The following is a 22,615-nucleotide window of genomic DNA, read 5'->3' as shown; positions in this document are numbered from 1 at the left end:
ACGCGATATAATAACTTCGCTTCGTGCCACCCGGGAGATACTCCCGACCCCAGGCGCTCTGTCCGTGGCCACGCAACACCCCCATGACGACAAGGAGCCACCTCATGATCCGAACCCTTCTCCTGATTGGCGCCGCCATCGCGGCCTATGCCCTGACCCAGAACCACACCCTGCTTCCCCTTATCAGCATGTTGATCCTGCTTTCGCTCTGGGTTGTCAGCGAAATTGGCAGCTTCTATCGCGCGCTTCCTCCCGCCGACCTGGATGAGCATGAGTATCACCACGACTTCTAACCCGATGAAAAATGGTATGAAACTCTCGCAATGCCGTTAGTTCCATACCATTTTGCTCTCTGAAATCCCCCCGCTATAACAACAGGATCCACTGCTTTCATGGCGATGGCAGCCATGTTCCTCTATATCTTCTCTACTCAAGCAGGAGATAAACGATGGGGAAGATCAGCGAAAACGGACTGTTTTTGCTGCTTTTTTTGTCGTCGCTACTGGCGGGCATTCCGCAGACGGCACAGGGCAGGGATTTCAGACAAGCCCCCAAGGCAATGACGGCGCTCAGGCAGGGGCAGGCAGCCCAGCACAGCGGCAATCTGCAAAAGGCGATTGCCCTCTACTGCGTAGCCGCCAGCACCGGCAATCCCGAAGGTTACTTCCGGATCGGGCGTCTGCTCGCCACCGGCCCCGCCTCGGTGCGCAGCGCGAAAATGGCCAACAGCTATCTCGCCATGGCGATGCGCCTTGGCAACCAGCAGGCCAGCCGCTACTACAACCCGCGGGTCGGCAATGCCCCCATGGGCGATCAGTGCGGTGTCGGCATGCGCGGCGGACAAGGGAGTTATTTCGCCCTGCCCAGCACACCGTTCAATGTCGAGGCCTATCTGGCGCGCCAGTCACCGGGCAAACAGAAGCTGGCCACCATGCTGCGCCACGCAGCCAAGCGCCATCAGGTCGATGTGCGGCTGGTGCTGGCCATCGCCATTGCCGAATCCAACCTCGAAAGCCGCGCCGTCTCCGCCAAGAATGCGCAGGGGGTGATGCAGCTGATCCCCGAAACCCAGCAGCGTTTTGGTGTCACTCAACCCTTTGATCCGGCACAGAACATCAAGGGTGGCGTCAGTTATCTCAAGTGGCTGGATCGCCGCTTCGATGGCGACTGGGTTCTGATCTCGGCAGCCTACAACGCAGGTGAAAAGGCGGTTGAGCGCTATGGCGGTATACCGCCATATGACGAGACCCGGGAGTATGTCAAACGGGTGCTCTACTTCGCTGGCCACAAGCAGCCCTGAACCTGTTCGACTAGCTGCACGCTATTGACAAAAAACGCATCATTATTTGCGCAATCGTTTTCCTTTCGATAGGATCCGGCGCTTTCTTGCCAGACCAACAGGTATCCCATGAATTTCATCAAACGTTGCTCGCGCCTGCTCACGCTGTTTGCACTCTTTTCCTCCTCCATCATGGCGGCCACTCCGGCGCCAGCCCCCATCCTGATCCAGGGGGCAATGGACGTCGAAGTCGAGACGCTGGTGGCTACCCTCAAGGACAAGCAGGAGCTGACCGTCGGCGCCTGGGCCTACTGGCAGGGCACCATCTCGGGTTATCCGGTAGTTATCTCTCGTACCGAAGTGGGGCTGGCCAATGCAGCTGCTGCCACCACTCTCGCCATGGAGCGCTTCCATCCGCGCCTCGTCATCAATCAGGGCACGGCTGGCGGCCATGATCCGGCGCTGCACCGGGGCGATATCGTTATCGGCACCAAAAGCTTCAATATGGGGGCCTATCGCAGTGACCTGACGTCGGCCGAGCAGGGTGTCGACCCGAGCAAATGGCACAACTTCGATGTCACCATGCGCCTGCGCGACAACGGCAAGCTGGTGGAGCACTCTTCCTTTGCCGGCGATCCCGAGCTGGTTGGCCGCGCCCTTGGCATGGCCGACCGTTACCGCCACGGTCGCGTAGTTGCCGGCATCATAGGCACTGCCGATGAGTGGAACCGGCAGGTGGCCCGCATCAACTGGCTGCATCAGACCTACAGCACGGCCGCAGAAGAGATGGAGACCTCCTCCGCCGCGCTGGTAGCCGAGGCCTACAAGGTGCCATTTGTCGGGATCCGGGTGCTCTCCAACACCGATCTGCATGGCGAGGAGTTCGATCCGCAGACCGCCATCCACTGCCAGCAGTTCGTCATTGATTACGCAAAAGCACTCATCAACAGCTTCAACAAAGCCTGATGAGCCAGAGAGGCCGCCACTATGGTGGCCTCTCTGCTTTGTAATCTCTATCAGACGGGACGTGCCCCACGCTCTCTTCCTCCGCCGATATCAACTCTCCGGACATGCCCTGCGCCCATAGTGGCGGTAGTAGCCCACCAGATTGCTAACCAGAAACAGTCCCTCCATCAGCGCGGCGACCGGAGAGCCCACCAGCAGGTTGTTGACCAGCCAGCAGAGGGTGCCGAGCAGCATCCAGCGCCGCAGTTGGCGATCATCCGGGCAAAACGCGGCCCGGGTTTGCAGCAGGCTCGCCAGTAGCCCGACCAATGAGAGTACGCCCTGATAGGTCGCCAGCGCAGCCGCACAGGCCAACCCCATGAAAAACCACATCAAGATGCGGCGAACCAGCCAGATACTCACCAGAAAGCGCATGCTGGCCAGCAGCAACAGGCAGGCGGCCGACCACTGCCCGAGCAAGGCAAAGTGACCGGCATTGAGGGCGCAGGAGAGTGCCAAGCAGGCCAGGATCCTGCGGCGATCCCGCAACTGAAACGACAACAGATCGAGCAACAAGGCCAGGCTCACCACCAGTTGCGACCACAGAAACAGCGACATCATCCACCCCTCGTCTGTCATTTGGATGGCGCAGCATGAGGGGATGGCCGGAGAGCGGCATTAACCCGTGTTAATGCGCCTGCGGATCCGCGACAGGGTGACCGGGCTGATGCCGATGTAGTTGGCGAGCTGCACTTGGGTCAGTCGTGCAGGCCAGTGGGGGAAGGTGTGGCAGAGCTCCCGATAGCGCTCTTCGGGGGAGTGGAGCAGCAAAAACGCCTCCTTGCGCTCCTTGTAACCGAGCTGCTGGCGCAGCAGGGCCATGCAGACCGGCTGCCAGATGGGCTCATCCAGCAGGGCGATTGGCACCCGCACCACCTGCAGTTCCGTCAGCGCCTCCAGCTGATAGCGGGCGGGCGACCCGGTGAGCCAGCTGTCGTAAAGCAGGCAGAGCTCCCCCTCGAAGTAGAACTCCTTGCAGCGCTCCTGCCCGTCCCGGGTGTAATGGCAGGCACGGGCGATGCCCGTTTCGATATAGAAGGCAGCCTCCTGTTCGGCCCCTTGCGCCAACAGCACCTGACCGGCGCGCAGCGTCTGCCGTGGCAAACGCTGACAGAGGGCTTCGCTCAGGGCGGCGTCCAATCCCATGGCACACAAAAAGGTGGCAAGCAGGGGGGCTTGAGGAGATGGGTTCATGAGGGCTCCGGGACAAAACGGCAGCCCACATCATGCCCAAATTGCACGACTGATGCAGCAAGGCGTGACCCTGTTGGCAAAGGGGGGACACAGCCGGGTGCCACCTTTGCCCCCCCTCGTCCGTTGGTTTACAATCGACGGGTTTTTTGGAACCCGGTTGACGGCGTGTCGACCTGGCCCCACCACGACATCAGTCTGTTAATGCCAAGACATTAACCTGCTGAAAAGGAAGAGAATTAGCCAATGGCTCAATTTATTTACACCATGAACCGGGTCGGCAAGGTAGTGCCGCCCAAGCGTCATATTCTCAAGAACATCTCCTTGAGCTTCTTCCCGGGCGCCAAGATCGGCGTACTGGGTCTGAACGGCGCCGGTAAATCGACCCTGCTGCGCATCATGGCAGGCATCGACACCGAGATCGAAGGGGAAGCCCGTCCGCAGCCCGGCATCAAGATTGGCTACCTGCCGCAGGAGCCGAAGCTGGATCCGGAGCAGACCGTACGCGAAGCGGTCGAAGAGGCCGTTGGCGAAGTGAAGCGCGCCATGGCCCGTCTGGACGAGGTCTATGCGGCCTACGCCGACCCGGATGCCGACTTTGACAAGCTGGCCCGCGAACAGGGCGAGCTGGAAGCCATCATCCAGGCTCAGGGTGGCCACAACATGGAAAACCAGCTGGAGCGTGCGGCCGATGCCCTGCGCCTGCCGGCCTGGGATGCCAAGATCAAGCACCTCTCCGGTGGTGAGCGCCGCCGTGTGGCACTGTGCCGTCTGCTGCTGGAAAAGCCGGACATGCTGCTGCTGGACGAACCGACCAACCACCTGGATGCGGAATCCGTGGCCTGGCTCGAGCGCTTCCTGCACGACTACGAAGGCACTGTCGTAGCCATCACCCACGACCGTTACTTCCTCGACAACGTAGCGGGCTGGATCCTGGAGCTGGACCGCGGTGAAGGTATCCCGTGGGAAGGCAACTACTCCTCCTGGCTGGAGCAGAAGGATGCCCGTCTGGCGCAGGAAGCAAGTTCCGAAGCGGCCCGTCGCAAGTCCATCGAGAAAGAGCTGGAGTGGGTTCGTCAAAACCCGAAAGGGCGTCAGGCCAAGTCCAAGGCCCGTATGGCTCGCTTCGAAGAGCTCAACACCAACGACTACCAGAAGCGCAACGAGACCAACGAGCTGTTCATTCCGCCCGGACCGCGCCTCGGCGACAAGGTGGTGGAAGTGGCCAACCTGCGCAAATCCTATGGTGATCGGGTGTTGATCGACGATCTGTCGTTTGCCATTCCGAAGGGTGCCATCGTCGGCATCATCGGCCCGAACGGTGCCGGTAAGTCGACCCTGTTCCGCATGATGTCGGGTCAGGAGCAGCCGGATTCCGGCGCCATCACTCTGGGTGACACCGTGGTGCTGGCTTCTGTCGATCAGTTCCGCGACAGCATGGATGACAAGAAGACGGTATTCGAGGAAGTCGCTGACGGTCAGGATATCCTGCGCATCGGCAACTACGAGTTCCCGAGCCGCGCCTATATCGGCCGCTTCAACTTCAAGGGTTCCGACCAGCAGAAGCGGGTTGGCGAGCTCTCTGGTGGTGAGCGCGGTCGTCTGCACCTGGCCAAGCTGCTGCAGACCGGCGGCAACGTGCTGCTGCTGGATGAACCGACCAACGATCTGGACATCGAAACCCTGCGCGCCCTCGAGAACGCCCTGCTGGAGTTCCCGGGTTGTGCCATGGTCATCTCCCACGACCGCTGGTTCCTCGACCGTATCGCCACTCACATCCTCGACTATCAGGATGAGGGCAAGATCGAGTTCTTCGAGGGTAACTTTACCGAATACGAAGAGTGGAAAAAGAAGACCTACGGCGCCGAGGCCATCCAGCCGCACCGCGCCAAGTACAAGCGTATCGCCAAGTAAGCGGTCGGTCGGCGCAAGCCGTACCATCGCAGCTGCGACCAGCGTCACAAGGGGAGCCCGGCTCCCCTTTCTGTTGCCTTTTGGCTTACAATCCAAGACGGATAACATTGCATGGATGTACTGAAATGACCAAAAAACTGACCATCCAGATCCGGGTTGAACCCGGCTGTCTCGGGCCGGATGGCAAGGAACACATCGAAACCTTCTGCGTTGCCGCCGCCAGGATCTTCGAAGCGGTCGAGCCGGAGCTGGTGAGCTGGGTGCTGATCCCCCGTTACGACAAGAAGCTGCCGGAGCAGGAGTTCTTTCTCAACGATCTCAAGCTGAGCGAGGAGCAGGCCAGCCTCTTTCTGCGCCGCTTCGGCCGCGAGCTGGGGGAAGTACAGGATCAGCTCGATTCGGTGCTGGCCCAGCTGGTGGAGCGCTACTTCAAAACTCTCTGATCTCTGCCCTCTCTGCGCCAAAAAGGTTCTCCGACGAGAACCTTTTTTGTTGGCGAAAAAGCAAACGTTTGATCTTTTACTCCATTCATTGATCCGCTTCGCAGATCCGGGGTTTGTAAACGGCGTCGCCTGTGTAAAAATGTGCGCGCTGTCACGGTATCAGGACGAGTCTGGTTACTTCTCCACCAGAAACAGGGCCATCACTCCCGCACGGATGGGAGCCCGCTCGCCTGCTGCTTATTTCACGTCACCTATTGGAATCCAACATGAATCAACCACAACAGGCCCCCACACAGGCTGCCGGGCAAGGATTGCTTGAGCGTCTGTTTGCCCTGAAGGGCCATGGCACCAACGCCCGCACCGAACTGATTGCCGGCATCACCACCTTCCTGACCATGGTCTATATCGTGTTCGTCAACCCGCAGATCCTCTCTGCGGCAGGCATGGACACCCAAGCCGTCTTTGTCACCACCTGTCTCATCGCCGGTATCGGCAGCATCCTGATGGGCCTCTTGGCCAACCTGCCCATCGCGCTGGCTCCCGCCATGGGCCTTAACGCCTTCTTCGCCTTCGTGGTCGTGGCCGGTATGGGCTACTCCTGGCAAGTGGGTATGGGCACCATCTTCTGGGGCGCCATGGGTCTGTTGATCCTCACCCTGCTGCGGGTGCGCTACTGGCTGATCGGCAACATTCCGCTCACCCTGCGGGTCGGTATCACCGCCGGTATCGGTCTGCTGATCGCCCTGCTCGGTCTGCACAATGCCGGGATCGTCGTGGCCAGCCCCGCGACTATGGTGACCGTGGGCAACCTCACCTCCCTGCCCTGCCTGCTGGGTCTGCTCGGTTTCTTCCTGATCTGCATCTTCTCCGCCCGCGGCGTTCATTCCGCCGTGCTGATCGCCATCGTGGTCACCACGGCGCTGGGCTGGCTGTTTGGCGATGTCACCTTCAAGGGTTTTGTCTCCATGCCCCCCAGCATCGAGCCGGTGTTCGGCCAGCTGGATCTGATGGGCTCGCTCGATATCAGCCTCGCCGGGATCATCTTCTCCTTTATGCTGGTCAACCTGTTCGACTCCTCCGGCACCCTGATCGGCGTCACCAACCGCGCCAAGCTGGCTGATGACAAGGGGCACTTCCCGCGCATGAAGCAGGCACTGCTGGTCGATAGCGTGAGCTCGGTCGGCGGCGCCTTTATGGGCACCTCCTCGGTCACCGCCTTTATCGAGAGCAGCTCCGGCGTTGCCGTCGGCGGCCGTACCGGTCTGACCGCCATCGTGGTCGGCATCCTGTTCCTGCTGGCAATCTTCTTCTCTCCGGTCGCCGCCATGGTGCCGGCCTATGCCGCCGCTGGCGCTCTCATCTATGTGGGCGTGCTGATGTGCTCCGAGCTGACCCGAGTGAAGTGGGAAGATCTGACCGAAGCGGTACCGGCCTTCATGACTGCGGTGATGATGCCGTTCAGCTTCTCCATCACCGAGGGGATCGCCGTGGGCTTCATCTCCTACTGCGTGATGAAGGCGGGCACCGGTCGCTGGCGAGAAATCAACCCCTGCGTACTGGTAGTAGCCCTGCTGTTCGTCCTCAAGTTCTTCTGGGTAGACGGCCACTAAGTCAGGCTTCTGCCCACAAAAATGCCAGTCAGCTGACTGGCATTTTTTTATCCCCGATTTGCTATCGGCCTGTGCGATGGCCATAAAAAAATCCGAAACCGGTGGTTTCGGATTTTTTCTATTCAGCATGTGGCAGAGCAGGGTTATCCCCTCGCCTGCCACATCGGCAGCAGTTACTCGGCAGCCATGCGGGCTTCGATGTAAGCCAGCGCGCGGTCGATACGGGCCAGTACGCGCTCTTTGCCCACCAGCGCCATCACGGCGTCGATGGCCGGGGATTGACCCAGACCGGTGACGGCCACACGCAGCGGCATACCAACCTTGCCCATGCCCTGACCCAGCTCGGCGGCGGTCGCTTCAATCAGCTCGTGCAGCGCTTCGGTAGTCCAGCTATCCAGTGCAGCCAGCTTGGTTTTGGCCAGAGCCAGCGGCTCGGCAGCTACACCGCGCAGATGCTTCTTGGCAGCGGCTTCGTCGATCGCCTCAAAATCTTCGAACAGGTAGCGGCTCTGGGCAGCCATCTCGACCAGGGTGTTGCAGCGCTCGGCCAGCAGGGTGACCACGTCGGCCAGCGCCGGGCCATTGCTGGTGTCGATCTTCTGGTTTTCCATGTGCCATGCCAGATGCTTGGCAACATAAGTCGGATCCAGGCTGCGCATGTAGTGGTTGTTCAGCCACAGCAGCTTGTCGGTGTTAAACGCTGAGGCAGACTTGGAGATGGCATCCAGGCTGAACAGCTTGATCATCTCTTCCAGGCTGAAGATCTCCTGATCGCCGTGGGACCAGCCCAGACGCACCAGATAGTTCAGCAGCGCTTCCGGCAGGTAGCCGTCGTCGCGGTACTGCATCACGGAGACTGCACCGTGACGCTTGGAGAGCTTGGCACCATCGTCACCCAGGATCATGGAGACGTGGGCAAATTCCGGTACCGGCGCGTTCAGCGCCTTGTAGATGTTGATCTGGCGCGGGGTGTTGTTGATGTGGTCTTCGCCACGCACCACGTGGGTGATCTCCATATCCCAGTCATCGACTACAACACAGAAGTTGTAGGTCGGCGCGCCATCGGTACGGCGGATGATCAGATCGTCCAGCTCGGTGTTGGCGAACTCGATGCGGCCACGGACGTGGTCATCGAACACCACGGAACCTTCGGTCGGGTTGCGGAAGCGGATCACGTGCGGCGCATCGGCCGGGTGATCGTGGGCGTGGTCGCGGCACTTGCCGTCATAACGGGGCTTCTCGCCGTTGGCCATCTGGCCTTCACGCAGCGCTTCCAGACGCTCTTTGGAGCAGTAGCACTTGTAGGCGCGGCCGTCAGCCAGCATCTCGTCGATCAGCGCGTTGTAGCGATCGAAGCGCTTGGTCTGGTAGTAGGGGCCCTCATCCCAGTTCAGCTCCAGCCATTCCATGCCCTCAATGATGGCGTCGATGGCCTCCTGAGTGGAACGTTCCAGATCGGTATCCTCGATACGCAGCACAAACTCACCGCCCTGGTTCTTTGCAAACAACCAGGAATAGAGTGCGGTACGGGCACCGCCGACATGCAAAAAGCCGGTCGGGCTGGGAGCAAAACGGGTTTTGACTTTCATCTTTAAGCCTTGTGTAGAGGGCCTTGGGCCAATTCGTTAAAAAAACCGTCGCATTTTAGCACCGACAATCACGGATGGGAAAACCATGAAGCCGCAAAGGGCAAAGTAGCAGGTTTAATTTGCGCAACGCCCCCCTGCCCCCCTGATCTTTGAAGGGGATCGCAGAACAAAATCCCCATTTCCGATTTGCTATGCATAGCGCTGGAGAGCTGCCTCCTCCTGCCGATATCCAGACAACTCTCAACGCCCCACGCAACAAGAACAAGGAAGAGACGATGCAGTTCCGTTCAATCCAGACCCGAATACTGGTCATGGCCGGGATCGCCATGACGACAGCCCTGGTCATCCTGATCCTGCTCAACCAGTACTCCGGTCAACAGACCCAGAAGCTGACTATCAGCTCCAGCCGCGCCGCCTTGCAGCAGGAGGCATGGCAGAAGGTCAGCGCCAACGCCCGCGCCGAAGCCGCCACCATCACCCAGCTGTTGCAAAAGGGGCTCTCCTACACCCAGCAGATGGCCAGCGTCTTCGCCCAGCAACAGCAGGGCAAGCTGCCGCTCGATCGTCAGCAGGCCACCGACCTGCTCAAGGCCCAGCTCGCCCTTGAGCCCCAGCTCTACGGCGCCTTCGCCGGCTTCGAGCCCAACGGCTTCGACAGTCAGGATGCCAGCTTTGCCGGCCAGACCGCGCTCGGCAGTGACAGCAAGGGGCGTTTTGTCCCCTACTTCTATCGCGACAAGGACAAGGTCGGCACCGACCTGCTGCTCTCCATCGAGAAGAGCGAGACCGACAGCTTCGGCAACCCGGCCAACGACTACTACGCCTGCCCGAAGCGGGAGGGGCGCTCCTGCCTCATCGATCCCTTCAAGGTGGATATCAACGGCCAGCAGGTGCTGGTGAGCACCATCACCACTCCCATCATGGTGGATGGCCAGTTCAGGGGGATCGCCGCGCTCGATCTGGCGGTGGACTCCATCAGCCGTCAGGCCCAGTCCCTCAACAGCAACATCTATGACGGCAAGGGGGAAACCCTGATCGTCAGCGCCGCCGGCGTCATCACCGGCACCAGCGGCGATGCCAGCCTGCTTGGCAGCAGCGCCGAGAAGGTACTGGGCAGCCAGTGGCAGCAGTATCTGAAGCCGGAACTGCAGCGTCAGGAGCTGAACAACTCGTTTCGCATCTCGGTCCCCATCATGGTGCCGGGCATGAGCCGCAACTGGGCCATCATCGTCACCCTGCCCTATCAGGTGGTGCTGGCGGGGGCCGATCAGCTGGAGAACCAGCTGGGCGAGATGAACCGCACCGCCGTGACCCAACAGCTGGTCGGCGCCTTTATCGTGCTGGTGCTGGCGCTGGTCACCATGCTGATGATCGCCCGCAGCATCACAGGCCCCATCCGCCAGATGGTCAGCCTGGTAGATGATATTGCCGATGGCGAGGGGGATCTCACCAAGCGCCTCAACACCCGCTCGGTGGACGAGCTGGGGGATCTGGCCAAGGGGATCAACCGCTTCATCGACAAGCTGCAGGGGCTGCTCGGGGATGTGCTGAAAACGGCCAGCGAAGTGAATCGCCATGCCGGCGATACCGACCGCATCGCCGGCCAGACCGACACCAACCTGCAGCATCATCAGGCCGAGATGGAACAGATGCTGACCGCGGTGCAGGAGATGTCCTACGTCAGTCAGGAGGTCGCCACCCACGCCAACAACACCGCCGACTCGGCCAAACAGGCGCAAAGCGCCGCCGATCAGGGCAAGGAGCGCTTCCAGCAGGTGATCCAGTCGATGCACAAGGTCGCGGCAGAAGCCGGTAAAGGGGCCGAAGTGGTCGAAGGGCTGGCCCACGACAGCGAGCAGATCACCAGCATCCTCACCGTCATTCAGGGGATTGCCGATCAGACCAACCTGCTGGCGCTCAACGCCGCCATCGAGGCAGCGCGGGCCGGTGAACAGGGACGCGGTTTCGCGGTAGTCGCCGACGAGGTGCGCAAACTGGCGGGCAACACCCAGCAGGCAGTGCAGAACACTCAGGAGCTGATCGAGAAGATCCGCCACAGCTCGACCAACGCGGTCAACGCCATCAACCAGAGCCAGCAGCTGACCCATCAGGCAGTGGGGGAAGCGGACCTGGCGGAGGAGGCGCTTGGCAGCATCTATCAGGCCATCTCCACCATCAACGACATGACCTACCAGATAGCCTCAGCCGCCGAAGAGCAGAGCTCGGTCTCCGAGACGGTCTCCGGCAACCTGTCAAAAACCAACGCACTGGCCAACGACATCGCTCAGGATGCGACCGAAACGGCCAAAGCCAGCCAGGCCCTGCGCCAGGCAGCCGACAAATTGCAGCAATTATTGGGACAATTTCGTCTCAGCTGATAATTTTCCACCTCAGGACTCTCCCCCTCGGGGGCGAGTCCGTTTACCATAGGCGGCGAAATTTGCCTGATGGCAGGCAATGCAGTGAGAGGTAAATGCCGTGCCCACCCCGGACCGTCGCCCACGTGGCCATAACAGACGAGCCCAGCAGCGTCGCAAAGACGAATCACAAGTATCCCTGCTCCATCGTATCAATGCAGCAACAGAGTCCTTGCGCCAACGATTTGGCAAGAAAGAGCAGCAGCCCGCCCCGCGCAGCCAGAGTGCCAGCACCGGCAAATTCAAGCTGAGCAGCCCGCTGCCGCGCAAGAACACCATAGGTCTGCTGATCCTGATCCCGCTCTGGCTGCTGGTGCTGGCCTGGGAACCCGCCCCGAGCGTGCCCAAAGCGCCGCCGTCCGGTTCGCTGGAAGTGCCGCTGGCGGTACCGGCGCAAGCCATGACAGTGGGCAATGGCACCACGGGCAGTGCGCCTGCCGCCGCCAAACCGGTCGAAGAGAAGGTCAATGGCACCTGGCTGCAACACGATGTGCAGGCCGGTGAGACCCTCTTCTCCATCTTCCGCAAGTTCGAGCTGCCGGGCGCCGAGCTCAGTCGCCTGATCGCCATCGAGGGGCCGGATCGGCCGCTGACCCGCCTGCAATCGGGCCGCTCCGTCTTCATTCTGGTGGATGACAGCCGCCGCATTCAGCGGGTCGAGATCCGCTCCTACGGTCAGGCCATCTATCGCTATGACCGGCAGGGCGAAGGGTTCGTCCTCAAGGAGTAAAACAGAACGGGAGGCTGCGGCCTCCCGTTTTACATCCCGATCCCTGCCAAATAAGCTACTGACTTCACAATATTTTTAGCTTGTTCAAAAAACGACAGGGGTCAAATTGACAAGGATCGGCGCTAACGTACAATCGATTGTGCTTTAGACAGGGATTGTTCTGCGTGCTACTGGGACAAAGAGACGTGGTCAGTCATGAGCCAACCCCTGCTGCAAGGCAAATGCAGCCCCACAGGGCTTAGTTTCATTTTGTTATTGATAGGATTTTGCACATGTCTGACATTCGCACCGGCCAAGTAAAATGGTTCAACGAAACCAAGGGTTTTGGCTTCATCGAGCAATCCCAGGGTCCGGACGTATTCGTTCACTTCTCCTCCATCCAGAGCGCAGGTTTCAAAACCCTGGCTGAAGGTCAGAAAGTCCAGTTCACTGTGACCCAGGGCAAGAAAGGCCCGCAGGCCGAGAACGTCACCGTTATCTAAGGCCACGCCAGTGAACATGCAGGAGGTGCCATCGGCCCTCCTATTTTTTTGCCCGCTTTTTTTGCCCGCAATGTCCCCTCCCCGATCGGCAGAGCTCTTGCCGGGCTTGCCATCCCCGCCTGCAAGCCGTTTATGGCCTCCACCGGCCGCTATAAATCAAATTTATGGGTTTTGGTTAAATGGCCCGGTTTTAACTTATACCGAGCCCATGCCTGTCATTCAGCCCCTGCCAAGCCTGTTAGCCGACCGCACAGGGGTATGCCCGATCTTCGGGATGGATTGTGGGCGGAGCACGCCGCTTGCTCTTATGACTTGGGATGTACAGGAAGAAAGAGAGAAGCCGGGCAAACGCCGGATACGGCAAATCATCGCAGCGCGATGTGATGGGCAATTCAAAGGGATTATGAGGACTTCGAAGAGAGATTGGAGCGGGAAACGAGACTCGAACTCGCGACCCCAGCCTTGGCAAGCACGGATCATGCTCTACCAACTGGATGTGGTAATGAGTGTACTGAGATATTGGATTAATGAACTTCAAGGAGAGATATTGGAGCGGGAAACGAGACTCGAACTCGCGACCCCGACCTTGGCAAGGTCGTGCTCTACCAACTGAGCTATTCCCGCAACAGAATGTCATTTACAAGTGATTGGAGCGGGAAACGAGACTCGAACTCGCGACCCCGACCTTGGCAAGGTCGTGCTCTACCAACTGAGCTATTCCCGCAACGGAATGTCACTTACAAATGTTTGGAGCGGGAAACGAGACTCGAACTCGCGACCCCGACCTTGGCAAGGTCGTGCTCTACCAACTGAGCTATTCCCGCAACAGAATGTCATCTGCAAGTGATTGGAGCGGGAAACGAGACTCGAACTCGCGACCCCGACCTTGGCAAGGTCGTGCTCTACCAACTGAGCTATTCCCGCATCGGAATATCACTTACAAATTTTTTGGAGCGGGAAACGAGACTCGAACTCGCGACCCCGACCTTGGCAAGGTCGTGCTCTACCAACTGAGCTATTCCCGCAACAATTTGGTTGTCTTGAGGCTGGCTGATGATTGGAGCGGGAAACGAGACTCGAACTCGCGACCCCGACCTTGGCAAGGTCGTGCTCTACCAACTGAGCTATTCCCGCATCGGGCTGGTTTGCACCAGTGTCATCATCAGATTTTTGGAGCGGGAAACGAGACTCGAACTCGCGACCCCGACCTTGGCAAGGTCGTGCTCTACCAACTGAGCTATTCCCGCAACTACCTTAAAACAGTCCGTACAGCATTTGGTTGCTTGCGCTACTGTACGGGAGCCGAATTATAAGAGCAGTCCTTCCAATTGCAAGGGCTTTTTTGTCTGGTTACGCGCGTTCGCTCAAAAGCTGGCCGAACTGTCGATTTTAGCAGCCAGCGCATGACAAACCCTTGCCGGGGAATCAGATCTTGAATACGTGGCTGCGATAGAACTGCAGCTCGGCGATGGATTCGCGGATGTCGTCCAGCGCCTGATGGGTGCCGCTCTTCTTGAACTGATCCAGCAGTTCCGGCTGCCAGCGGCGTACCAGCTCCTTGATGGTGCTGACGTCGACGTTGCGATAGTGGAAGAAGGCTTCCAGATCGCTCATGTGCTTGACCATGAAGCGGCGATCCTGACCGATGCTGTTGCCGCACAGCGGGCTGGTGCGCTCCGGCACCCACTGGCGAATGAACGCGAGGGTCTCGGCAACGGCTTTCGCCTCGTCATGCTGGCTCGCCTTCACCCGGTTCACCAGACCGCTCTTGGTGTGGGTGTTGACGTTCCACTCGTCCATCTTGGCCAGCTCTTCATCGCTCTGGTGGATGGCGATCACCGGCCCTTCGGCCAGCACGTTCAGGTCCTTGTCGGTGACGATGGTGGCAATCTCCAGTACCACGTTCTCTTCGGGGTCGAGACCCGTCATCTCCATGTCGATCCATACCAGGTTCTGCGCGCTGACTGTCATGATTACTCTCTCTGTTGGGAGGAATGGCGGAATTTTGCCAATTTGCATGTATCATACTGGCTTTGGATCTGTTCATAAACTGGCGAATCGAGTGGCAAAGAAAGCAAAACTCAATCTGGGTCAACAAAGACGCGTCCAGGCCAACCGCGAGCGTCGGCTGCAAAAAGAGCACACCACAGAGGTGGATGACACCCTGTTTGGCCCGGCCATCGAAGGGGTGGTGATCAGCCGTTTCGGTCAGCACGCGGACGTGGAAGCGAGCGATGGCACCATCCACCGCAGCAACCTGCGGCGCAGCAGCATCAGCAGTCTGGTGTGCGGCGACAAGGTGGTGTGGCGTCCCGGCCTCAATGCCGCCATCGCCGGCGTCATCGAGGCGGTGCATCCGCGCCACTCGGTTCTGACCCGGCCGGACTTTTACGACGGGGTCAAACCCATCGCCGCCAACATCGACCAGATCATCATCGTCTCGGCGGTGATGCCCGAGTTCTCCACCAACATCGTCGACCGCTATCTGGTGGCCGCCGAGGATGTGGAGATCCGCCCCCTCATCGTGCTGAACAAGGTCGATATGCTGGATGATGTGGCCCGCGCGCGCATCGAGAGCCAGCTCGAAACCTACCGCAAGCTCAATTACGAGGTGCTGCTGGTGAGCTGCGAGAGCGGTGAAGGGCTCGATGAGCTGAAAGCCAAGCTCACCGACAAGATCAGCATCTTCGTCGGCCAGTCCGGGGTGGGCAAATCCTCGCTCACCAACGCCCTGATGCCGGGGCTGGATGTGCTCACAGGCGAGATCTCCGAAAACTCGGGGCTCGGCCAGCACACTACCACCACGGCGCGGCTCTACCACTTCCCGAGCGGTGGCGATCTCATCGACTCCCCCGGGATCCGCGAGTTCGCCCTCTGGCATCTGGAAGCCGACCGCATCACCTGGTGCTTCGTCGAATTTCGCGACTATCTGGGTGGCTGCAAGTTCCGCGACTGTACCCACAAGGACGATCCCGGCTGTGCCCTGCGCGCCGCGGTCGACGCGGGCGCTATCAGCGCCGATCGCTTCCACAACTATCACCGCATCCTGGAAACCATGCAGGAAGCCCGTCACGGTCGCCAACAGGCGCGCCTGTGACCCTGTTTAACCTACGTTGATGATGAACATGAGCATTACTGACAACCTGAAAATTGCCGGTCAATACTGTCTGCCCAAGCACGCCCTCTCCCGTCTGATCGGCAAGTTTGCCGCCGCCGAAGCGGGCAACATCACCACCAGGGTGATCGAGGCTTTTATCAAGCAGTACAAGGTCGACATGAGCGAGGCGCTGCACGAGAGCCCGGCCCACTACAAGAGCTTCAACGAGTTCTTCACCCGCGAGCTCAAGCCCGGCATCCGCCCCGTGGTAGAAGATGCCATGACTCTGGCACTGCCGGTCGATGGCACCGTCAGCCAGCTCGGCCCGATCCAGCAGGGTCGCATCATTCAGGCCAAGGGCCACGACTACAGCGCTCGCGAGCTGCTGGGCGGCTATGAGGATCTGGTTGCGCCGTTCAAAGATGGCGACTTCGCCACCATCTATCTGGCGCCCAAGGATTACCACCGCATCCACATGCCGCTGGATGGCGTACTGGAGAGCATGGTGTTCGTGCCGGGGGATCTCTTCTCCGTCAACCCGCTCACCGCCGAGAATGTGCCGAACCTGTTTGCCCGCAACGAGCGGGTGGTGGCCACCTTCCGCACCCCGCACGGCCCCATGGCGCTGGTGCTGGTCGGTGCCACTATCGTGGCCAGCATCGAGACCATCTGGGCCGGCAACATTGCGCCGACCAAAGAGAAGAAGGTGGTGCGCTGGGACTACACCGGCGACGAGGCCATTACCCTGCAGAAAGGCGCCGAGATGGGTCTGTTCAAACTGGGCAGTACTGTCGTCTGCCTGTTTGGCCCGGGCATGCTGGCCGGTTTTGAACCCCATCTGGCCAACGGGGTTACCACCCGCATGGGTCAGCCCTTTGCCAGGCTGGCGGAGCAGGCATGAGCGAGCAACCGAACGCCTCGCAGAAGAACAACCCGCTGCACGGGCTGACGCTGGAAGCCATCGTCACCGCGCTGGTCGAACACTACGGCTGGGAAGAGCTGGGGCAGCAGATCAATATCCGCTGCTTCACCCATGAGCCCAGCATCAAATCCAGCCTGAAGTTCTTGCGCAAGACCCCATGGGCCCGGGAGAAGGTAGAGAGCCTCTACCTCTACGTGCAGCGCAAGCAAGCCAAATCAAAGGAATAACGCCATGGCGTTCAAGATTACCTACACCTACAAGAAGCAGGCCAAAACGATCGGCTATGCCAACGACAAGTTCAACAGCATCTATGATGCGGTTGCCGCTGCCGAAGGGATCGATCTCGCCAGCTTCCACGCCATGGAGGCTCAGCTGGCTCAGGTGTGCCGGCGCGACAAGAAGAGCGTGAAGGATTACCGGGAGAACTACTTCAAAGAGCTGGGGTTCTCCAATATCGTCATTGAACGGGACAACCTCGAAGAGGATCAGGAGTAACCATGCGAACCTTGACTCTGATGGCCGCCTCTCTGCTGCTGGCGGCATGCAGTACACCGGAACAACATCTGGTTGGCAGCGATCGCGACAGCCACGGCTGTATCGGCAGTGCGGGCTATCAGTGGTCAGCGCTGACCGGCAAATGCGTGCGCCTGTTCGAGCAGGGCATCCGGCTCAATCCGACCGATGCCAGCCAGACCAGCAGCGCGTTCGTGCTGTTCAACACAGATCAGAGCAAGGCCGAGCTGACCCTGCCCACCGGCGAGCAGCACCAGCTTGCCCGTCAGGGCATGGAAGGCAACTGGTCGTGGCAGGGCAGCGGTTACACCCTCTTCCCCTGGAAGGGCTATGTGCTCAAATCCGGTGACAAGGTGCTTTATCAGGGGGAGTAACCAGAGCGCCGGATATCTTCCCGATATCCGCCAAATAAAATGCCGACCCAAGTGGTCGGCATTTTTGTATGTGAAACAGACTGTTATCAGGCGCGACTAAGGTAATCAGCCTGCCCCACCCACTTATAGCTGGTGAGCTCGGTCAGCCCCATGGGGCCACGGGCGTGCAGCATCTGGGTCGACACCGCCACCTCGGCCCCCAGCCCAAACTGGCCGCCATCGGTGAAGCGGGTCGAGGCGTTGACGTAGACAGCCGCCGAACCGGCCCCGTTGACGAAACGCTCGGCGTTGGCCAGATCGTTGGTCAGAATGGCATCGGAGTGGCCGGCGTTGTGCTCGCGCATATGGGTCAGCGCCTCGTTCACATCCGCCACCAGCTTGACCCCCAGAGTCAATCCCAGCCACTCGGTATCGAAATCCTCCGGCCCCGCCTCGCACAGGTTGTCGGCGCCCGCCAGCAGCGTCATGGCGTTGGCCGCGCCGACCAGCGTCACCTTGCGCTCGTTCATCAGAGCGACCAGCTGCGGCAGGAAAGTCGAAGCGACTTTCTCGTGTACCAGCAGGGTATCGAGGGCGTTGCAGGCGGAGGGGCGCTGCACCTTGGCGTTGTCGATAACCGCCAGAGAGCGCACCAGATCGGCACTCTCGTCGACGAAGATGTGGCTGATGCCGAAACCTCCGATGATGACCGGAATGGAGCTGTTCTCCTTGCACATCTTGTGCAAGCCGGCACCACCGCGGGGAATGATCATGTCCACATAGCGGTCGAGGCGCAGCAGCTCGGCCACCAGCGCCCGATCCGGGTTGTCGATGTACTGCACTGCCGCCTCGGGCAGGCCGGAGGCCGCCAGCGCATGCTGGATCACCCGCACCAGCTCCAGATTGGAGTGAAAGGTCTCGCGCCCGCCGCGCAGTATGCTGGCGTTGCCGGTCTTGAGGCAGAGGCTGGCGATGTCGATGGTGACGTTGGGACGCGCCTCGTAGATGACGCCGATAACCCCGATGGGTACCCGACGACGGGAGAGGCGCAGGCCATTCTCCAGCACCCGGCTATCCATTTCGGCGCCGACCGGATCGTCCAGCGTGATTACCTTGCGCACATCGGCCACGATACCGGCCAGCCGGGCCGGATTGAGCAGCAGGCGATCCAGCATCGCCTCTGACAGGCCCGCCTCACGGCCGGCGGCGATATCCTTGTCGTTGGCAGCGAGGATCTGCTCACTGCGCGCCTCCAGCTCGTCGGCGATGGCGGCCAGCGCCCGGTTCTTCTGCGCCGTGCTGACAGTAGCCAGCTGATAGGCGGCTTCACGGGCCGCCTGCCCCATTTTCTCCAGACTCATCTCATTTCCCTTTGTTCATGCCGTGCCGCCCTGATTAGAGCAGCACCATGTCGTCTCGATGGATAGCCACAGAGCCGTAGCCATAGCCCAATACCTGCTCAATCTGGTCCGAGTGGACGCCGCGCAGCTTATCCAGCTCCAGATGGTCGTAACGGCAGATGCCGCGGGCCAGCTCGGCGCCCTTGGGATCAAGAATGCGCACCACATCGCCCCGAATAAAGTCGCCCTTGACCGCGACGATCCCCTTGGGCAGCAGGCTGGAGCCTTTCTCCTTCATGGCGGCGACAGCCCCCTGATCCACATGGACTTCACCGTGAGGGGGCGGGCCTGCCAGGATCCAGCTCTTGCGCCCTTCCAGCGGGGAGGCCAGTGCCGGAAACAGGGTACCGATACGCTCGCCCTTGGCGAGACGGCCGATCACCTCCGGCATCTGGCCGGTCGCGATCACCACGTTGACGCCGGCGCGACGTGCCACATCGGCCGCCTGCAGCTTGGTGGCCATACCGCCGGTACCGAGGCCGCTGACACTGTCACCTGCCAGCGATCGCAGGGTATCGTCGATGGTCTGCACCTCTTCGATGAGCTGGGCATCCGGATTGGTGCGCGGATCGGCAGTAAACAGCCCCTTCTGGTCGGTGAGCAGGATCAGCAGGTCGGCATCCGCCAGGATGGCGGCGCGGGCGGAGAGGTTGTCGTTGTCACCTACCTTGATCTCGGCGGTCGCCACAGCGTCGTTTTCGTTGATGACCGGAATGATGCGGTGATCGAGCAGGGTGCGCATGGTGTCGCGGGCATTGAGATAGCGCTCCCGATCTTCCAGATCGGCGCGAGTCAGCAGCATCTGGCCGATATGCAAGCCATAGAGGTTGAACAGATCCTGCCACACCCGAATGAGTTGGGTCTGACCGACCGCCGCCAGCATCTGCTTGTTGGGCAAGGTTGGCGCCAGTGGCGGGTGCCCCAGATGCTCACGCCCGGCGGCGATAGCCCCCGAGGTGACCACCACGACCCGATGGCCGTGACGGTGCAAGGCCGCACACTGTCTGACCAGCTCGACCATATGGGCACGATTGAGCTGGGAAGACCCCCCTGTGAGCACGCTGGTGCCCAACTTGACGACTATGGTTCTGTTTTCCATGGGAGCATAAAGGCTAAAAAAGTAAGGAATATCTTTATACCCACGGCCATGGAGCCCTGCAAGGCAATTCATGGTGCGGTGGAAGAGGAGAAAAAACGGGAGGAGAAAGAACTGAAGCCCTGCGAGTGACAGATGCAACTCGCAGGGCTTCAGGGGATCAGGCAGCCGTTACGGTCAACTCGTTGGTGACCTGCTCGGCAGGAGACAGGTGACACTCAAGTGCGGCCAACTTGTCGCTGATGAGCTTGTAGAAGCGGTTGAGGGTGCGTTCCACCTCCACCTGATGCTTCTTGGGGATCGGCTTGTCGAGCCATTCGCCATCGGCATTGTAAAAACCGAACTGATAGTGATAACGGAACTGGTGATCATCCTGCTCCAGCACCAGCCACCAGCCCCAGAACTCCCGCTTGTCCGGCGCCGGTTTGGCGCTGACGCAGACAGACAAACAGTCGAAGCGGTAACGCCCCTCTTCACAGAGATCTTCGCGCAGATAGGGGCCAATGGCAGCAAACTGCCGCAGCAGCCGCTTGTAGGTCACTCTTTCAGACATGTTAACCTCCCTGTTAAACAAGCCGCGCCACCTGATGATGGCGTCAGATTTTTAGCGCAATATCAGGCACACAGGTGCCGTTTCAACCACTCGACAATCTCATCCAGCGCCTGGTCATAGACCTCCAGCAAGGGTTGCTTGTCAAACACGATGGCCTTGCCATTGCGGCTGGCCGACGCCAACGCCCGGACATCCTGCTCGGGACAGATGAAATCTCTCTTGTGTCCGATACTTAATATCGGCACCGATGTGCGAGTCCCGAGCAATCCTTGCGTTTTCAGTGAAAATACCTGGCACTTGGTGCGCATGGTATCCCACTGGGCCGCATCGGCCCCCAACCGGTTGGCCAGACTGTCCCGCATCATGCGCGGGCATCGGGCAAACAACTCCTGATTGGTAAACACCTGATTGACCCCAGCCCCGACACAGACCACGGTTTTGAGCTTGAACGGCTCGATAAAGGCCAGCCGCGCCGCCACATTGCCCGCCAGTCGAAAACCGACCATGGCGATACGCTGGTGATCGACCCAGGCCACCTCGGAGAGGTAGTGCAGCACCGCTTGGTGGAGACGGCTGGTATCCTGCACCAGTGGCCAGTGCTCGGCATAGCCGATACCCGGCATATCCAGCGACAACATGCCGATGCCGTTGGGTTCGAGCCGTTTGAGGTAGAAGTTGAGAAAATCGAGCTGCAGGGAGTCGATCCCCCCGCTGATGATCACCAGCGGCACCGGCTTGTCGGTAGCCGGCAGGTGGAGATAGCCCTGGATATTCTTGCCGCGAAATGGCACCTGGATCTCTTTGAGCGGCACCTTGAACAGCCGGCCCGCTTCGCGATAGGCCATGTTGCCGAGCAGTTGGGCCTGATCCGCCAGTTCGTCATCTTTCAGATGGGGGTAGCTGGCGATGGAGTAGTAGCGCACAGCCTTGAGCAGTTGCTTGAGCGCCCCTTCCTTATCGCCCTGCTCGCACAGTTCGCGGCCCTGCTTGAAATAGGTGCCAGCCACCTGACTCCACTCGTAGATCCAGTTGCCGGGCACATAGCCCTTGATGGTATCGAGATAGCAGTCGTGGGTGCGCTCGCCGGTCGCCATGGCGATGCGGGCCAGAGTCTGCTCCACCTCGACCGGATCTGCCCCCTGCCAGGCCCAGGATGGGCGGCGCAGCAGGCGATACCAGCTCTTTGACATGGAGCCGTCAATAAACATCTCGTCTGACTCGGCCTCGGCCAGTTCGGCCGGGCTGGAGTTGGAGATCTCGGAAGTTTCCAATACCTTCTTGACCCGGGTGAACAGTTTTTCGGTCAGATTAAGGTCGTCGTTCAAGTCCAAGATAATGTCTCTTTCAATCAGGCAATGGTTCATCTTAACCACTTTTACTGCCCGTCAGCCACCCCGCAACAGATTGATACACAAAAAAACAGGGCTCCTTCAAGGAGCCCTGTGAAACCATTACTCTTCGTCGCAGATTGGCGTGACAAACTCCAGCGCCATATCCCACGGTTGCTCGATCCAGGTGTCCTGCGGGATGGCAACTTCGAAATCATCCAGCAGCGGCTCGCCCATCGGCTTGGCAAAAATGGCGATGAACTTGGCTTTCGGGTAGAGATCGCGGATGGCCTTGGCGGTTGTGCCAGTGTCCACCAGATCTTCCACTACCAGCCAGCCTTCGCCGTCACCGGCAGTGGTCGCACCCTTGACAACCACCAGCTCGCGCTGGTTGTCATGGTCATAGCTGGAGATGCAGAGGGTCTCTACGTTGCGGATGCCGAGTTCACGGGCCATCAGGGCTGCGGGTACCAGACCGCCGCGGCTGACCGCGATGATCCCTTTCCACTGGTTGGCAGGCAGTTGACGACGAGCCAGACGGCGAGCTTCACGTTGCAGGTTGTCCCACGACACATAAAATTTCTTAGGCATAGTAATGAACTCAACGACTTATAGTTAAAACAAAGGGTTGTAGCGCAGTGGTGCGCCGTGTTATGCAATGCTTACGTAATTCTGCCGCCACTTTGCCGCCAT

General features: G+C 59.9%; 23 protein-coding genes and 7 tRNA genes. 14 read left to right on the top strand and 16 right to left on the bottom strand.

The features are described 5' to 3' along the window. The first annotated feature begins 104 nt into the window (after window positions 1-104). The 3 genes from WE862_RS08545 (at window position 105) to mtnN (ending at window position 2,245) form a co-directional block, all read left to right on the top strand. Window positions 105-293 (top strand): hypothetical protein, encoded by a 189-nt coding sequence (locus WE862_RS08545; RefSeq protein WP_033114101.1) that lies wholly within the window; start codon window positions 105-107, stop codon window positions 291-293. 155 nt (window positions 294-448) lie between these two features. Next, window positions 449-1,300 (top strand): lytic transglycosylase domain-containing protein, encoded by an 852-nt coding sequence (locus WE862_RS08540; RefSeq protein WP_042031694.1) that lies wholly within the window; start codon window positions 449-451, stop codon window positions 1,298-1,300. Between the two features lie 108 nt (window positions 1,301-1,408). Then, the gene (mtnN, locus tag WE862_RS08535; RefSeq protein ID WP_339058730.1) at window positions 1,409-2,245 is read left to right on the top strand and encodes a 5'-methylthioadenosine/S-adenosylhomocysteine nucleosidase; all 837 of its coding nucleotides are present in this window, start codon (window positions 1,409-1,411) and stop codon (window positions 2,243-2,245) included. 90 nt (window positions 2,246-2,335) lie between these two features. Here mtnN and WE862_RS08530 read toward each other — a convergent pair whose 3' ends face one another. Next, window positions 2,336-2,845: a YgjV family protein gene (locus WE862_RS08530; RefSeq protein ID WP_042031696.1), complete on the bottom strand. Its 510-nt coding sequence runs from the start codon at window positions 2,843-2,845 to the stop codon at window positions 2,336-2,338. Between the two features lie 57 nt (window positions 2,846-2,902). Beyond that, window positions 2,903-3,478: a Crp/Fnr family transcriptional regulator gene (locus WE862_RS08525; RefSeq protein ID WP_042031697.1), complete on the bottom strand. Its 576-nt coding sequence runs from the start codon at window positions 3,476-3,478 to the stop codon at window positions 2,903-2,905. Between the two features lie 243 nt (window positions 3,479-3,721). Between WE862_RS08525 and ettA the strand changes: the two genes are divergently transcribed. From ettA to WE862_RS08510, 3 genes are all read left to right on the top strand, one after another. Continuing rightward, window positions 3,722-5,389: an energy-dependent translational throttle protein EttA gene (gene ettA, locus WE862_RS08520; protein WP_042031698.1), complete on the top strand. Its 1,668-nt coding sequence runs from the start codon at window positions 3,722-3,724 to the stop codon at window positions 5,387-5,389. Between the two features lie 125 nt (window positions 5,390-5,514). Next, window positions 5,515-5,832 carry a hypothetical protein gene (locus WE862_RS08515; protein ID WP_042031699.1) on the top strand — a complete coding sequence of 106 codons (318 nt, stop codon included), beginning with the start codon at window positions 5,515-5,517 and terminating at the stop codon, window positions 5,830-5,832. Between the two features lie 266 nt (window positions 5,833-6,098). Next, window positions 6,099-7,442 (top strand): NCS2 family permease, encoded by a 1,344-nt coding sequence (locus WE862_RS08510; RefSeq protein ID WP_033114095.1) that lies wholly within the window; start codon window positions 6,099-6,101, stop codon window positions 7,440-7,442. 173 nt (window positions 7,443-7,615) lie between these two features. Here WE862_RS08510 and gltX read toward each other — a convergent pair whose 3' ends face one another. Further along, complete coding sequence (gene gltX, locus WE862_RS08505; protein ID WP_042031701.1) at window positions 7,616-9,031, bottom strand: glutamate--tRNA ligase; 1,416 nt, start codon at window positions 9,029-9,031, stop codon at window positions 7,616-7,618. Window positions 9,032-9,306: 275 nt separating this feature from the next. Here gltX and WE862_RS08500 point away from each other — a divergent pair, with 275 nt between their 5' ends. The 3 genes from WE862_RS08500 to WE862_RS08490 all read left to right on the top strand — a co-directional run bounded on the left by WE862_RS08500 (window position 9,307) and on the right by WE862_RS08490 (window position 12,660). Next, the gene (locus WE862_RS08500) at window positions 9,307-11,409 is read left to right on the top strand and encodes a methyl-accepting chemotaxis protein (RefSeq protein WP_042031702.1); all 2,103 of its coding nucleotides are present in this window, start codon (window positions 9,307-9,309) and stop codon (window positions 11,407-11,409) included. 100 nt (window positions 11,410-11,509) lie between these two features. Next, window positions 11,510-12,178 (top strand): LysM-like peptidoglycan-binding domain-containing protein, encoded by a 669-nt coding sequence (locus WE862_RS08495; RefSeq protein WP_042031703.1) that lies wholly within the window; start codon window positions 11,510-11,512, stop codon window positions 12,176-12,178. A gap of 272 nt (window positions 12,179-12,450) precedes the next feature. Next, window positions 12,451-12,660: a cold-shock protein gene (locus tag WE862_RS08490; protein ID WP_005297820.1), complete on the top strand. Its 210-nt coding sequence runs from the start codon at window positions 12,451-12,453 to the stop codon at window positions 12,658-12,660. A gap of 548 nt (window positions 12,661-13,208) precedes the next feature. Here WE862_RS08490 and WE862_RS08485 read toward each other — a convergent pair. The 8 genes from WE862_RS08485 to orn all read right to left on the bottom strand — a co-directional run bounded on the left by WE862_RS08485 (window position 13,209) and on the right by orn (window position 14,631). Next, a tRNA-Gly gene (locus WE862_RS08485) sits at window positions 13,209-13,284 on the bottom strand. 24 nt (window positions 13,285-13,308) lie between these two features. Next, window positions 13,309-13,384 (bottom strand) — tRNA-Gly (locus WE862_RS08480). 24 nt (window positions 13,385-13,408) lie between these two features. Further along, window positions 13,409-13,484 (bottom strand) — tRNA-Gly (locus tag WE862_RS08475). A gap of 24 nt (window positions 13,485-13,508) precedes the next feature. Continuing rightward, a tRNA-Gly gene (locus WE862_RS08470) sits at window positions 13,509-13,584 on the bottom strand. 25 nt (window positions 13,585-13,609) lie between these two features. Next, window positions 13,610-13,685, bottom strand: a tRNA-Gly gene (locus tag WE862_RS08465). 33 nt (window positions 13,686-13,718) lie between these two features. Then, a tRNA-Gly gene (locus WE862_RS08460) sits at window positions 13,719-13,794 on the bottom strand. A 37-nt stretch (window positions 13,795-13,831) separates the two neighbouring features. After that, a tRNA-Gly gene (locus WE862_RS08455) sits at window positions 13,832-13,907 on the bottom strand. A 178-nt stretch (window positions 13,908-14,085) separates the two neighbouring features. Then, the gene (orn, locus tag WE862_RS08450) at window positions 14,086-14,631 is read right to left on the bottom strand and encodes an oligoribonuclease (RefSeq protein ID WP_339058729.1); all 546 of its coding nucleotides are present in this window, start codon (window positions 14,629-14,631) and stop codon (window positions 14,086-14,088) included. Between the two features lie 91 nt (window positions 14,632-14,722). Between orn and rsgA the strand changes: the two genes are divergently transcribed. From rsgA to WE862_RS08425, 5 genes are read left to right on the top strand one after another with little or no spacing between them, the layout of a single operon-like run. Beyond that, window positions 14,723-15,757 (top strand): small ribosomal subunit biogenesis GTPase RsgA, encoded by a 1,035-nt coding sequence (gene rsgA, locus WE862_RS08445; protein WP_042031705.1) that lies wholly within the window; start codon window positions 14,723-14,725, stop codon window positions 15,755-15,757. 28 nt (window positions 15,758-15,785) lie between these two features. Then, entirely contained in the window at window positions 15,786-16,658 is an 873-nt protein-coding gene (gene asd / locus WE862_RS08440) for an archaetidylserine decarboxylase (protein WP_042031706.1), read from the top strand. After that, window positions 16,655-16,906, top strand: a complete 252-nt coding sequence (locus tag WE862_RS08435; RefSeq protein WP_042031707.1) for a VF530 family DNA-binding protein — start codon at window positions 16,655-16,657, stop codon at window positions 16,904-16,906. The genes asd and WE862_RS08435 overlap by 4 nt, the downstream gene beginning before the upstream one ends. A gap of 4 nt (window positions 16,907-16,910) precedes the next feature. Continuing rightward, window positions 16,911-17,174 carry a DUF2960 domain-containing protein gene (locus tag WE862_RS08430; RefSeq protein ID WP_042031708.1) on the top strand — a complete coding sequence of 88 codons (264 nt, stop codon included), beginning with the start codon at window positions 16,911-16,913 and terminating at the stop codon, window positions 17,172-17,174. 2 nt (window positions 17,175-17,176) lie between these two features. Beyond that, the gene (locus tag WE862_RS08425; RefSeq protein ID WP_041210445.1) at window positions 17,177-17,566 is read left to right on the top strand and encodes a hypothetical protein; all 390 of its coding nucleotides are present in this window, start codon (window positions 17,177-17,179) and stop codon (window positions 17,564-17,566) included. Between the two features lie 86 nt (window positions 17,567-17,652). Here the strand turns inward: WE862_RS08425 and WE862_RS08420 are convergent, their stop codons facing one another. The 5 genes from WE862_RS08420 to gpt all read right to left on the bottom strand — a co-directional run bounded on the left by WE862_RS08420 (window position 17,653) and on the right by gpt (window position 22,513). Continuing rightward, window positions 17,653-18,906, bottom strand: coding sequence for a glutamate-5-semialdehyde dehydrogenase (locus tag WE862_RS08420; protein ID WP_042031709.1), 1,254 nt, complete (start codon window positions 18,904-18,906; stop codon window positions 17,653-17,655). A 34-nt stretch (window positions 18,907-18,940) separates the two neighbouring features. Then, the gene (gene proB, locus WE862_RS08415) at window positions 18,941-20,044 is read right to left on the bottom strand and encodes a glutamate 5-kinase (RefSeq protein ID WP_033114873.1); all 1,104 of its coding nucleotides are present in this window, start codon (window positions 20,042-20,044) and stop codon (window positions 18,941-18,943) included. Window positions 20,045-20,201: 157 nt separating this feature from the next. Further along, window positions 20,202-20,594: a sigma factor-binding protein Crl gene (gene crl / locus WE862_RS08410; RefSeq protein ID WP_042031710.1), complete on the bottom strand. Its 393-nt coding sequence runs from the start codon at window positions 20,592-20,594 to the stop codon at window positions 20,202-20,204. Window positions 20,595-20,656: 62 nt separating this feature from the next. Next, a complete protein-coding gene (gene frsA, locus WE862_RS08405) occupies window positions 20,657-21,925 on the bottom strand; it encodes an esterase FrsA (protein WP_041210452.1) in 1,269 nt (422 codons plus the stop codon). A gap of 120 nt (window positions 21,926-22,045) precedes the next feature. Then, on the bottom strand, window positions 22,046-22,513 hold the full coding sequence (gpt, locus tag WE862_RS08400; protein ID WP_033114875.1) for a xanthine phosphoribosyltransferase: 468 nt from the start codon (window positions 22,511-22,513) through the stop codon (window positions 22,046-22,048). Window positions 22,514-22,615 lie beyond the last annotated feature (102 nt).

This window comes from Aeromonas jandaei (genome assembly GCF_037890695.1).
GTDB lineage: Bacteria > Pseudomonadota > Gammaproteobacteria > Enterobacterales > Aeromonadaceae > Aeromonas > Aeromonas jandaei.
This window is presented reverse-complemented; position numbering and strand designations above follow the sequence as displayed.

What these genes read in the sequence shown, in the direction of transcription:
- WE862_RS08420 (WP_042031709.1), bottom strand. Translation starts at nt 18,906, where the DNA reads ATGAGTCTGGAGAAAATGGGGCAGGCGGCCCGTGAAGCCGCCTATCAG.
- WE862_RS08430 (WP_042031708.1), top strand. Translation starts at nt 16,911, where the DNA reads ATGGCGTTCAAGATTACCTACACCTACAAGAAGCAGGCCAAAACGATC.
- WE862_RS08525 (WP_042031697.1), bottom strand. Translation starts at nt 3,478, where the DNA reads ATGAACCCATCTCCTCAAGCCCCCCTGCTTGCCACCTTTTTGTGTGCC.
- WE862_RS08510 (WP_033114095.1), top strand. Translation starts at nt 6,099, where the DNA reads ATGAATCAACCACAACAGGCCCCCACACAGGCTGCCGGGCAAGGATTG.
- WE862_RS08435 (WP_042031707.1), top strand. Translation starts at nt 16,655, where the DNA reads ATGAGCGAGCAACCGAACGCCTCGCAGAAGAACAACCCGCTGCACGGG.
- crl (WP_042031710.1), bottom strand. Translation starts at nt 20,594, where the DNA reads ATGTCTGAAAGAGTGACCTACAAGCGGCTGCTGCGGCAGTTTGCTGCC.
- WE862_RS08425 (WP_041210445.1), top strand. Translation starts at nt 17,177, where the DNA reads ATGCGAACCTTGACTCTGATGGCCGCCTCTCTGCTGCTGGCGGCATGC.
- asd (WP_042031706.1), top strand. Translation starts at nt 15,786, where the DNA reads ATGAGCATTACTGACAACCTGAAAATTGCCGGTCAATACTGTCTGCCC.
- WE862_RS08545 (WP_033114101.1), top strand. Translation starts at nt 105, where the DNA reads ATGATCCGAACCCTTCTCCTGATTGGCGCCGCCATCGCGGCCTATGCC.
- mtnN (WP_339058730.1), top strand. Translation starts at nt 1,409, where the DNA reads ATGAATTTCATCAAACGTTGCTCGCGCCTGCTCACGCTGTTTGCACTC.
- WE862_RS08515 (WP_042031699.1), top strand. Translation starts at nt 5,515, where the DNA reads ATGACCAAAAAACTGACCATCCAGATCCGGGTTGAACCCGGCTGTCTC.
- gpt (WP_033114875.1), bottom strand. Translation starts at nt 22,513, where the DNA reads ATGCCTAAGAAATTTTATGTGTCGTGGGACAACCTGCAACGTGAAGCT.
- WE862_RS08490 (WP_005297820.1), top strand. Translation starts at nt 12,451, where the DNA reads ATGTCTGACATTCGCACCGGCCAAGTAAAATGGTTCAACGAAACCAAG.
- WE862_RS08500 (WP_042031702.1), top strand. Translation starts at nt 9,307, where the DNA reads ATGCAGTTCCGTTCAATCCAGACCCGAATACTGGTCATGGCCGGGATC.
- ettA (WP_042031698.1), top strand. Translation starts at nt 3,722, where the DNA reads ATGGCTCAATTTATTTACACCATGAACCGGGTCGGCAAGGTAGTGCCG.
- WE862_RS08530 (WP_042031696.1), bottom strand. Translation starts at nt 2,845, where the DNA reads ATGATGTCGCTGTTTCTGTGGTCGCAACTGGTGGTGAGCCTGGCCTTG.
- gltX (WP_042031701.1), bottom strand. Translation starts at nt 9,031, where the DNA reads ATGAAAGTCAAAACCCGTTTTGCTCCCAGCCCGACCGGCTTTTTGCAT.
- orn (WP_339058729.1), bottom strand. Translation starts at nt 14,631, where the DNA reads ATGACAGTCAGCGCGCAGAACCTGGTATGGATCGACATGGAGATGACG.
- proB (WP_033114873.1), bottom strand. Translation starts at nt 20,044, where the DNA reads ATGGAAAACAGAACCATAGTCGTCAAGTTGGGCACCAGCGTGCTCACA.
- WE862_RS08540 (WP_042031694.1), top strand. Translation starts at nt 449, where the DNA reads ATGGGGAAGATCAGCGAAAACGGACTGTTTTTGCTGCTTTTTTTGTCG.